Source organism: Psychroserpens sp. AS72 (genome assembly GCF_038900375.1).
GTDB lineage: Bacteria > Bacteroidota > Bacteroidia > Flavobacteriales > Flavobacteriaceae > Psychroserpens.
Genome location: NZ_JBBMRC010000003.1, coordinates 396,131 through 407,898 on the forward strand (window position 1 = coordinate 396,131; position 11,768 = coordinate 407,898).

General features: G+C 30.7%; 12 protein-coding genes. 2 read left to right on the forward strand and 10 right to left on the reverse strand.

The annotated features are described in order from the left end of the window. Positions 1-103: 103 nt before the first annotated feature. The 10 genes from WNY78_RS07925 to WNY78_RS07970 form a co-directional block, all read right to left on the reverse strand. A complete protein-coding gene (locus WNY78_RS07925) occupies positions 104-904 on the reverse strand; it encodes a bacterial transcriptional activator domain-containing protein (protein WP_342872662.1) in 801 nt (266 codons plus the stop codon). Positions 905-911: 7 nt separating this feature from the next. Then, positions 912-1,481: a hypothetical protein gene (locus tag WNY78_RS07930; protein WP_342872663.1), complete on the reverse strand. Its 570-nt coding sequence runs from the start codon at positions 1,479-1,481 to the stop codon at positions 912-914. A 338-nt stretch (positions 1,482-1,819) separates the two neighbouring features. Then, positions 1,820-2,650, reverse strand: a complete 831-nt coding sequence (locus tag WNY78_RS07935) for a universal stress protein (protein WP_342872664.1) — start codon at positions 2,648-2,650, stop codon at positions 1,820-1,822. 161 nt (positions 2,651-2,811) lie between these two features. Then, positions 2,812-3,201, reverse strand: a complete 390-nt coding sequence (locus WNY78_RS07940) for a hypothetical protein (protein WP_342872665.1) — start codon at positions 3,199-3,201, stop codon at positions 2,812-2,814. Positions 3,202-3,211: 10 nt separating this feature from the next. Next, complete coding sequence (locus WNY78_RS07945; protein WP_342872666.1) at positions 3,212-3,637, reverse strand: hypothetical protein; 426 nt, start codon at positions 3,635-3,637, stop codon at positions 3,212-3,214. Between the two features lie 12 nt (positions 3,638-3,649). Continuing rightward, positions 3,650-4,069, reverse strand: a complete 420-nt coding sequence (locus tag WNY78_RS07950; protein ID WP_342872667.1) for a GreA/GreB family elongation factor — start codon at positions 4,067-4,069, stop codon at positions 3,650-3,652. 18 nt (positions 4,070-4,087) lie between these two features. After that, positions 4,088-5,392: a Glu/Leu/Phe/Val dehydrogenase gene (locus WNY78_RS07955; protein WP_342872668.1), complete on the reverse strand. Its 1,305-nt coding sequence runs from the start codon at positions 5,390-5,392 to the stop codon at positions 4,088-4,090. 182 nt (positions 5,393-5,574) lie between these two features. Next, on the reverse strand, positions 5,575-5,739 hold the full coding sequence (locus WNY78_RS07960) for a hypothetical protein (RefSeq protein WP_342872669.1): 165 nt from the start codon (positions 5,737-5,739) through the stop codon (positions 5,575-5,577). A 186-nt stretch (positions 5,740-5,925) separates the two neighbouring features. After that, entirely contained in the window at positions 5,926-7,254 is a 1,329-nt protein-coding gene (locus tag WNY78_RS07965; protein WP_342872670.1) for a sigma-54 dependent transcriptional regulator, read from the reverse strand. 8 nt (positions 7,255-7,262) lie between these two features. Further along, positions 7,263-8,354, reverse strand: coding sequence for a HAMP domain-containing sensor histidine kinase (locus tag WNY78_RS07970; protein ID WP_342872671.1), 1,092 nt, complete (start codon positions 8,352-8,354; stop codon positions 7,263-7,265). A 377-nt stretch (positions 8,355-8,731) separates the two neighbouring features. Between WNY78_RS07970 and WNY78_RS07975 the strand changes: the two genes are divergently transcribed. Then, positions 8,732-10,243, forward strand: coding sequence for a sodium:solute symporter (locus tag WNY78_RS07975; RefSeq protein WP_342872672.1), 1,512 nt, complete (start codon positions 8,732-8,734; stop codon positions 10,241-10,243). After that, positions 10,218-11,723, forward strand: a complete 1,506-nt coding sequence (locus WNY78_RS07980) for a class I adenylate-forming enzyme family protein (protein ID WP_342872673.1) — start codon at positions 10,218-10,220, stop codon at positions 11,721-11,723. Before WNY78_RS07975 ends, WNY78_RS07980 begins: the two co-directional genes overlap by 26 nt. The last annotated feature ends 45 nt before the right edge of the window (positions 11,724-11,768 follow it).

Below are 11,768 nucleotides of genomic sequence, written 5' to 3' on the forward strand. Positions count from 1 at the left end.
ATTATTGGAGACAACATCTAAAATTCTCTCGCAAATGCGCAAAGACGCAAAGCTAAGTGCGGATGAGTATGGAAATAAAATATATAAATAACTGGACTAAAAACTAAATACTCTCGATCTCCTGAAGTAACTTTTTAGTCGCAGGAAGTGGATCAATGCCATATTCCTGATCTAAAACATCTGCACATTTTTGATAGGCTTTGATGGCTTGAGGTCTATTACCTTTAATAATATAAGCTTGCATTTGAAGTCTGTAAGCATCTTCCCAAGTTTTATCTATTGCGATTGCACATTGGGCTAATCTGATGCTTTCTAACGGATTTTCTTGTAATAAAATTTCAGCAAGAATCACATAAGCTCCTAGAATTAGGATTTGAGTTTTTTCACGTTCTTCGGAAGACCAATCTTCAAAAATACGATTGGGTAAATACACTCCTTGATACAATGCTATTGCTGATTTATAAGCCGATTTAGTGACTGCGAGATCTTTACCTAAAGCTTCGTTACCAATAATAATATATTGCTCCAAAGCCTCTACGTCAATCCAAATTTTCTCTAAATCTAATTGGTAACTAACACCTTGTCTAATCACAAAACTAGCTTCTGTTCTTGATGGTCTTTCTGGCTCCAACACTTTATTTACACCATGTAAAGCAACTTTAAAATCACGATCATCACCTTCTTCCCAAAGATGATCCATAATTTTTTCTTTGTGAAGCGCATGACGTCGCCTATTAGAAATTAAATACTGTAATAATTGAACCGTTTTATCTCTTCCAAATTGTTTAGAATCTACTTTCTCATTGTTACGCCACAAATTAAACTGTCCCAAGGTTTGTATGCGAATAGTCGCATCCTCTTGAAAGTGTTTAAGTTCTTGTAGTTTGTCTTTGAGATGACTCATTTAAGATTTACTTCTTTTTAGCAGGAGTTGTTTTTTTGGCTGGCTTTTTTGTTGTTTTTGAAGTGCGTGTTGTTTTCACAGGTAAGCTCATTGCATCCACTTTAGCATTTAGTTTTTTCATCTCATCTGCCAATTGCGAAATGGAGTCTTTAATAGAATTGAAATCTGATCTTGATGCATTTCTCCATTGATCTATAGGTACTTTTTCCATTAAGTCCTCACCAAAATCTGTTATTTGATCCTGAAGATTAGCGACTTGCTTTCTTGGATCTTTAATTGTTTCCATGATTACTTTAGGACCTTCTTTCGCCATAGTTTTCCATAAAGAGAAACTTTTTTTCAACAGAGAATCTTGTTGCTCTGGTGATTTATGCTTGGTCGCTTCTAAAGTTAAATCTGCCAGTCGTTCTTGGATAAACTTTACAGCATCATTAAAATCTGAAAAGCTTTGATCTTCACCACCTTGAACATGTGATACTTTGCCTCGCCATTGCACTTTAGATTCTCCATCTTCCTCAAAAATAATTTGATTAAAACGAACCATAAACGACGCTGTTTGATCTGCTTTTTTACTCATAATCTTAAAATTTTACATCGCCTACAAATTACAATTCTTTTTTGATAATTAAGCAGACTTGATAGAGAACGATGTTATTAGAATTATAGTTAATTAATTTAAAGGAAAGAAGAATTTAGTTATTACTATAAAAAAAAATCTATTGTGATAAATAGATTTTTTAATCAACTTTAAAAGTGAAAATGGAGACTAACTGCTCATAAATTTATAAAATAAACAGACACATTTTTAATTTTAAAATATTGGCGCAGGCACTAACCAAGATAATAAAGCAATTGCTATTAGTCCAACTACGATAGCTAGTTTATAAAATTTCCTATTACTCATAAAGCTAGAATTTATTGATGAATAGTTAATACTGCATTTGTACGCATCTGGTTCATAGTAGAAATTACTTTAGACTTTAAAAACCCTATTTTCCTGAATACATCTGGTTTTTTATCAACAACACACATAACCGTTTCTTGGTGAGATTGCGCATATTTTTTAAGCTCCTGAGGTGAGTTTGCATATTGCAATTCAATTGGAGTAATTATATATTTTTTTAAATGAATAATTAAAGTTTCTAAATTAGAGGCAACCTCTTTAGACAATGTGTTTTGATTTTCTAATACTAAGATTTCTATTTTAAAATTGGTATTGGTTAACAACTCACAAAACCTATCAATATCACTAGTATTAATTTTTTGTTTGAAATTTGATGCAATAGTAAGTTGCAATCCTTTACAAACAGAAGCTTGAGGTGGCACTATTAAAATAGGGCAAGATCTTATTTTTGCTAAAATATTTTGATTTGTAATAGTCATCGTTTTTTCTCCACTACTAGATAGAATAACTAAGTCTATATTTAATTTATCAATATTATTTTTTATGCTGTCAACTAATTTTACACATTCTGAAACTGCATTGAACTCATGTTTCAAATTATTAGATTTTAAAGTATGTCGTTCTACTAATTCCCCTAATTTATTTAAAGATTCTTGTTTGGGTTCTTCATACCAATCATCATCTGCTTGAAGCATTTCTATGGCATTTAAACCTGCAATATCTAAAGTATATGCATTGAGAAAATAAAATTCACATCTATCATTTTTAAAGAGCTCAATTACATAATCGATGGTTTGATAGCTTGTTGCTGAAAAATCAGTGGGTATTAATATTGACTTCATCTTAAATTAATTTTAAATGTTATTTATTTAAGGATAACCGTGAAAGCAATCGCTTTCACGGTTGTTAATACACAAAACCAACAAAAACCTTTATTGATTACTAACCAATCACAGTTTTGCGTAATTACCTCTTATCATAGGATTCTTTTACTTTTAAGTTACTATTTACGATGATATTTGTGAAGTAACACATAGAATTGATTTTTAAACATGTTACACTCCTCTATAAATTTCAAATAGTTTTCACGTTTTTGATTATGTCTTTTAGAGCTTTCTGCATCATATTCAAGTTTTCCATATTCAAATTCTTTTTTAAGCTCTTGTTCGTATTTACACAAACTCGCCATATTTAAGATGTTTTTTCTACGAATAGCTTGAATACTACTTGAAACAGATGTGTTTTTAATAAGCTGTTTTTCGATAATCTTATGATGATCTAATTCTATATTAAAACACTCTAAAGTATGTATCCAAGAGCTCAATTCACTCAAGTCTTTTTGTATACATAATCTTCTATGTACATCTATTTTATATGCTGAAATTGTATTCAAATAATTTAGATTAACTACCTATTAAATTTAAAAGCGTAAACTTTCCTTGAACTTTTTCAAAAAACTCGCCCTTAAGTCTTTGATATTTATCTAAGTGATACAAATAACTTCTTCGATATGACTCATGCTCTGTTATATAAACCATATCACATTGTGTATCTTCACACTCACTTATGTTACTTCGTGAAGCAGCATATTTAGTAAGTGCATTAAATAAATTTTCATTTTCTATTTCTTTCTTCTGAAATCGTACAAACACACTATCATTATCCAGTTTTTTATTTAAATCATTACTACACAAATTGATAAGATTAACCAATTCTTTTCTAATATATTTTAAATGATTGATCCAATTATCAAGTTCAATTGTGTTGATTTTATGAGTCACATCTAAATCATTATCATGATCATATATTTCGGTATTAAAAGTTGTCATCTCTTATTGTTTTTAAATTACTAAATCAATCCCATTTAAAGTTTCTTGCCGACTAACATCTTTAATTTTTATTTGATGTTTTCCACCTGGAAAATCCCAATCAATCTTATCATCTTTAGCATAACCTATCAATGCAGCTCCCATTGGAGTAAGCACAGAGATTTTATTCTCTTTTACGTTTTTATCAATAGGGATAACAAGCTGTACTTTTTTTTCTATGCCATTTTCAAATACAATTGTGACCAGGCTATTAAACCTTATGACATCATCAGGCATACTTTCATTATCTACTATGTGAGCGGTTTTAAGTTCTTCTGATAGTTTTATAAGTGATTTTTGAACCTCATGATCCTCGGCATATCCCGAAATATTTAGTATTCGTTTTAAATACACATATTCCTTTTTCTCTAATATTAAACTTCCGTACTTCATGTCTTTAATTTTTAATTATCAAGGAAAAATCCCTCTCTGTATGTAGGCTTTTTCAATACGCTGAATAGCAATACAAAATGCTGCAGTACGCATATCTACACCTTCATTATTAGCATAATCGTAAACTTTGTTAAAAGATTCTTTCATCTTTTTATCTAGTTTAGCTATTACTTCCTCTAATTGCCAAATCTCTCCATTTCGGTTTTGTAACCATTCAAAATAACTACCTACAACGCCTCCAGAATTACATAAAATGTCTGGTATAATAGTCACACCTCTTTCTAATAGAATTTTCTCTCCTTCAACATTTGTAGGACCATTTGCACCTTCTGCAATAAGTTTTGCTTTAATTTTTGGTGCATTTTCTTTAGTAATCTGGTTTCCTAATGCTGCAGGAATACAGATATCACAGTTTAAATTGAAAAATTTATTTTTATCTAAAGTCTTAGCATTTGGAAAATCTACAATGCTTCCGTCGTTTATTTTAGTATAATTGAAAAGATCCTCAACTGTAATTCCTTTTGGGTTTTGTATACTACCAAAAGCATCTTGTACACCAACTAATTTTGCGCCATCTTTTTCTAAAAAATGTGCAGCCCAATAGCCAACATTACCAAAACCTTGAACAATAAATGTTTTACCTTTTAGGTTCATTTCATTTTTTTCTGCCCAAAATTTAATTGATAAATACACACCATATCCTGTAGCTCTATCACGACCTTCTAAACCACCACTTCCATCTGGTTTTCCTGTTACGACGTGTTGGTTCGCTGTACGTTCTGCTGGTGGACGCGTACTCATATAAGTATCAGCAATCCAAGCCATTGTTTGACTGCTTGTATTCACATCTGGAGCTGGAATATCATGTTCTGGTCCAATATTATCGGCTAAAGCAAACGTAAAACGTCTTGTAATTCGTTCTAGTTCAGATAGAGAATATTTAGAAGGGTCTATTTTAATGCCACCTTTTCCTCCACCATAAGGCAAACCTGCTAATGAGGTTTTCCAAGTCATCCACATAGCTAATGCTCTTGCAGCATCAATATCTACTGTTGGATGGTAACGCAAACCACCTTTATAAGGTCCTAATGCATTGTTATGTTGTACACGATAACCTTGAAAAATTTCTACATCACCATTATCCATTTTTACTGGAAAATTTACAATGATTTCATTATTGGTAATACTTAAAATTTTTCTAATGTTTGGATGTAAATTAATTTGGTCTGCAGCACTATTGAACTGCTCCATAACGTTATCCATCATACCTCTAACAGGTACTTTTTTATTTGTTTTTTTCAAATTTGCTGTTAATGTTGCCATATGATTTTTTTTAATATCTTCTATTTAAAATATCTATTAGTTATAGATCTTTCGTTGTATTTTTCTGTGATGTATTTACTTTTACAAGCTCTAGTATTCGCTTTTTTTTCTATTGAATTTCGAGTTGTCATTGCTGATTTAAATGCGTTAAAAATCATTTTCTTTATTTATTTTTATTTTTATTAAACTAATTCTAGTGCACGTTCTGGTTGTTGCATATCCTTCAAATTAACTTGTGGTGGTCCAATTTCATCAAACTCACTACAAGACCAAACTTTATCTTTTTGTGTTGTTAACACACATGAATTGCTATGCATGCAAGTCGGACAAATATTAAAGTGATTCATATTAAAACTAATTAATGTTATTGCATACCAAAAGGCAATGCTTATGCCATAATATTTTTAGAAAAGGTCAAAAACGACAAAAACCCTTATAAACAAAGGGTTTTAAATATTAATAATAAAATTGTACTACACATTAAACTGAGACATAATTACCCAGTTGGGTAAAAAAGTATCAGTTAAAAAGCGTTATTCTGAAAGTTTTTGACGAATGGTTTTTCTGTCTATTTGAAGAATTTCTGCTGCTTTAGTTTTATTGTTTCCGGTTACTCTAAGTACTTTTTCAATGTATTGTTTTTCGATGACTTTTAAAGGTTGTAACGTTTCCGAAGAAAAACTTAAACTGTATTTTAAATGTTCTGGTAAATGGGAAACATCTATTATTTTATCGCACATAATGACCGCACGTTGAATGACATTTTCTAATTCCCTAATATTTCCAGGCCAATCATAACGCTCTAAAAGAGTAAGTGCTTCAGGTGTAATTTTTATAAATCTATCTTTATACTCAACTCCATATTTAAAAAGAAATTTATCAACTAGTAAGGTAATATCTTCTTTTCGTTCTCGCAATGGTGCTACTTCAATTTCAACAACTGTAAGTCTGTAAAATAAATCTTCTCTAAAGGTTTGCTTTTCAATCATCTCTTTTAAATCACTATTGGTCGCTGCAATAATTCTAACATCAATTTTCTCAGCTTTTGTAGCGCCAACTTTAACCACTTCTTTTTCTTGTAATACGCGTAATAAACGAGATTGTACTGCAAGTGAAGCATTTCCAATTTCATCTAAAAAAATAGTACCTCCATTTGCTGCTTGAAAAAACCCTTCTCTATTGGTTTCTGCTCCTGTAAACGCGCCTTTTAAGTAACCAAACAACTCAGCTTCCAATAAGTTTTCTGGGATTGCTCCACAATTTACTGCGATAAAAGGCGCTCTAGAAAATTGACCTTGATAGTGAATTGCTCTCGCAACTAATTCTTTTCCTGTACCACTTTCTCCTTTAATAAAAATAGTGGCTTTGTTATCTTTTACGCGTTCAATAATCTGAATAACATCATTTATTTTTTCAGAATTACCTATAATTTCTCCGTAAGCTTTGCTTTTTTCTTCGGAAGATTTTGTTGATGGCTTTACTTTTCCTTCCGAAGTCATTATAGATTTATCCAGTGCAGATTTCAATTCCTCTTTAGTAAATGGTTTAGTCAAATAATCTACCACACCAGATTTGATAGCTACTAATGAATCTTGAACAGATGGATAACCAGTAACCACCAATTTTGGCAATTTTGGATAATGCTCAGACACAAATTTTATGAGCTCAGAGCCATCTACTTCTGGCATTTTTAAATCGGTAATTAATAAATCTATCTGTGTGTCTCTTAAAATAGTAACTGCTTCTTTAACAGATATAGCTTTAAAAACGTGATAATTCCATGATTGCAAATGACGCTGTAATAATTCTAAAATATTTACGTCATCATCAACTATAAGTATATTTTCTTTGCGTAATTGCATGTCTTCATTTATTCTTTAGGAAGTATTACTGTAAAAATAGCACCTTTATTTTTATTATTTTCTGCGGAAATGGAGCCTTTATGAGAAGCTACAATCCCATGAACAACACTTAAACCCAATCCCGAACCATCACCTATGGGTTTGGTTGTAAAAAAAGGTTCAAATATTTTATCTAAATCCTCTATTTTAAACCCTATACCTTCATCACAAATTTTTAGAATAATTTCCTTTGTGTTTTGTTTAGCTTCAATGGTTACCAAACCGTTTATAGGAGTAAAATAAATGGCATTTATTAATAAATTGAAAATAATTTGAGTTAATTGAATTGGATCTGCCTTTAACCACAACTCTTCCTCTTCTATCTTTACAATATACTTAACTTGCTCTTTTCTAAATGTAGCATCTAATAAATTAATTGCATTTTTTATATGAGGTACTAAATTTACACGTTTCATTTCCTGTGGCATTTCACAGGCAAAGAACATCAGTTTCTTAACTACTTCCCTTGAGAAAATTGCATTTTTAATGATCTTATCTACATCTTCAAATGATTTACTTTTTTGATCTAAATCATCTTTCAATAATTCTGCAAAGCCCAAAATATTAGCTAAAGGTGTATTGAGCTCATGAGCAATTCCTGCTGTAATTTCTCCTAAAATACCTAAACGGTCTGCACGCTCCATTTGGCGTTTTAGAGAAGTTTCATTGTTTTGAATTTCAAATCGTTCTAATAAACTACCAACTTTAAGTGTTATACTATTTAATAATAACTGCTCTTCCTTTAAAAAATCATTCTTGCTATATTTTGAAGCGCTCATATGTGCTTCAATTTTGCCTTTAGTTTGGTTGAAGAGTTTAATTTCCGAAGAAAGAAAAACCGAATCGTTGCCAATTGAATTTGTAGCGATTTTTAGAGTTTCTGTAGTAATAAAAATTTCAGTTTCAGTTTCAAATTGAAATGCTTTTTTTAAACTAAATGCGATTGCATTTAATGTGTTTTCTATAAAATCAATATCTGCATTTACGATAATAGATGACACCTCGTAAAGGCAAGTCAGTTCTTTTATACGTTCTTTTAAGGCTTGTTCGGTAGTACTCATTAAGTTAATTTTAAGCGTTTACAATTGAACATATCTATAATGTTTAAAAAGAATGAAAACGATTGATTTACATAGATTACTTTAAAAACCTTCATATATTCAAAGACCTTCTAATCACTGATAAATGTATGGAAAAAGTAATGATTTATATGACACCTTTTTAAGTATATTAACACTAAAAAGTTATAAAATTAGTTTGTGACAATATATAAATGTTTTATAAAATTACAAAAGTCACACCATGCAACTAAGCCTATATATTTATTATATATCAAATAATATTGTTTTAATATATTAAAGTCGCACCTTTATAAATGCAAATAATGAAACCTAAAATTAATTAAAGTTTTTTATTTGTTTTAAAGACAAAATTGAAAATGATAGCATCAGACAAATTAGTTACCTATATGTGGATTTTACTAGCAGTTTATGCTGCAGTAATCTTATTTTTCGTCGTAAGAGGCGCTCGTAAAAACACAAATATAAAAGATTATGCCGTTGGTAATATTGGATTTCCTTCTTGGGTTGTTGGTTTATCGTTAGCAGCATCAATGACAAGTGCTGCAACCTTTATAATTAATCCAGGGTTTATTGCTCTTTATGGTATTTCTGGAGTTATATCATTTGCTATCGTATTACCAATTGCTGCATTTATTTCATTAATTGTTTTTACAAAAGGCTTTATTAAACAAGGCAACGCAGTTAAAGCTACAACCATGGCACAATGGATTGGTAAACGTTATAACAGTAAAAGCTATGCGTTTTTCTTCGGAATAATTGCACTACTACTCATAACATTTATTGTACTTATTAATGTTGGATTAACTCAAGTCATCTCTAAATCGCTTAATGCAGAGCCTTTTTATGTACTCATGGGAATTACAGCATTTGTTTTTGGTTATATGATGTTTGGTGGAGCAAACTCTATGGTTTACACCAATACTATTCAAGCAATTATAATGTTTATTGTTGCTATTATTTTAATTGGTTCTGGATACGACTATTTTGCAGATGGTGTTACTGGTTTCTTTGATAAATTAAATGCTATTGATCCAAATCTAACAGAACCAACAAACACATCTAGTTTTCTTTTTCGAGATTATTTTGAAATCATTGTAGCTCAAATTGTCATTGGAGTTGCTATTGTTTGTCAGCCTCATATTATAACAAAATCATTGTTATTAAAAGATTCAAGTAAAATTAACTCCTATTTATTTAGTGGTATTGCATTTATGGTTGTATTCTTTTTAGTGGTCATTGTTGGATTATATGCAAGAATTAGCTTTCCAGATTTAATGGTAGGTGATAAAAAATTAAGAATGGATGAAATTATACCAACTTACGTGGTTACTAAATTTTCAGTTGGTGTTGGATTGGTAATTGTTGTTGGTTTAATTTCTGCAGGATTATCTACTTTAGAAAGTTTAATCCAATCATTATCTATAACTATTACTACAGATATTATTAATCCATTATTTAAAGATAAATTTACCGAGAAAACCATAACTATAAACAAAGTGGTAATTATCATTTTGGGTATTGTGAGCTTTTTACTAAGTTGGCAACAAATAAAAAATCCAGATGTGAGTGTGGCAATTTTTGCTCAAAATGGTGTCTATGCTTACTTTGCTGCTGCTTTTGTGCCAGTTTTGTTTGGCACATTTTTAAAGAGCGTATCCACAAGATCAGTTTTTATTGCTAGTATTACTGCGATTGTTGTGCATTTTGGCATTTATTACGGAAGACTAACACCTTACATGCAAGAGCCTGTAAATAATCCAGGAGTTTCGGCAGCTATAGGCATAATAACATCTCTTGTTGTTGGTTATATAATTTTTAAAATAGATTCAAAAAAAATAGAAATTGGACAGACTAGATTGGACAGCTAAATGGGCAGATTACACGCCAGAAAAAATTGCTATAACATCGTATGACCTAAACAAAAGTTATACGTATAGCGAATTAAATACTTATGCCAATCGCTTAATCCATAAATTCACTGAACTCAATCTCGAAGAAGGTGATCGAATTGCAGTTTTAGCAGATCACGGTTTAGAATACATGGTGCTTTTTGTGGCTTGCCAACGCATGGGATTAATCATTGTGCCATTAAACTATCGTTTATCTCTAATTGAAATAACGAAACTCATAACCGACTGCACTCCTAGTTTATTTATTTATAACAACAACCATAAGGATAAAGCAGAGCAATTACCAATTCAAAATTTAAACCTATTAACTTTTGACGAATTAGCAGATTATTATCAAAACCCGATTGATTCTACTATCAAAAGCTACCAAATCAAAGAAGATAATCCACTATTTATTTTCTATACGTCTGGCACAACAGGATTACCTAAAGGTGTTATCTATACAAACAAAATGCTATTTTGGAATAGTCTGAACACGTCAATGCAATTAGGAATTACGTTTAGGGATTCTACTATAAATACTTTACCACCTTACCACACCTCTGGATGGAATGTTTTTGTTACACCATTATTACACAAAGGTGCTCATATTGGTATGCTCGAAAAATTTGACGCAGAAAAAATATTATGTCTTTTAGAACTTAATAAAACAACATTATTCATGGCTTTACCTACCATGTTACTCATGATGCAGAAAACACCTGTTTTTAAAGACGTCAACCTAAAAAAATTACGATATATCATTTCTGGAGGCGAAAAAGTACCTTCAGAACTTGTTTCTTTTTGGAAAACAGAAAAAAACATCTACATCAGACCAGGTTATGGATTAACAGAAGCTGGACCAAGCATTACATCCTTACACCATAAAATGGCACAACTCAAACCTAATTCTATCGGTAAACCTAACTTTTATTTGGATGTAAAAATAGTAGATAAGAAAGGAGAAATAGTAAAACCAAATGAAGTTGGGGAACTTTGCATTAAAGGAGATATTGTAACACCAGGCTATTGGAACAACTCAGTCAAAACAAGTAACAAAATTAAAAAAGGCTGGTTATTCACAGGTGATTTTGCTTGCACTGATGACGAAGGTTTTTTGTATATGAAAGGTCGCAAAAATGACATGTATATTTCTGGTGGCGAAAATATTTACCCACAAGAAATTGAGGTACAATTAGAACTCATTAAAGACATTAAAAAAGCAGTTGTTTTAAGCATAAAAGATAAAAAATGGGGAGAATGTGGAATGGCATTTGTAACATTAGTTAACGACGACCTTACGGTAATAAAAATTAGAGAGGAGCTTAACAAAAACCTAGTTGCTTTTAAACATCCTAAGTATATCTTTATTTTAGATGAAATTCCGCTAACCAGTTTAGGAAAAGTGTCTAGAAAAAAACTTTTTAAATATTTTAACGAAATTAAAACTCAACAATGAAACGATTTGGCACTTTACTTTTAATACTATTGTTTAACACCACTT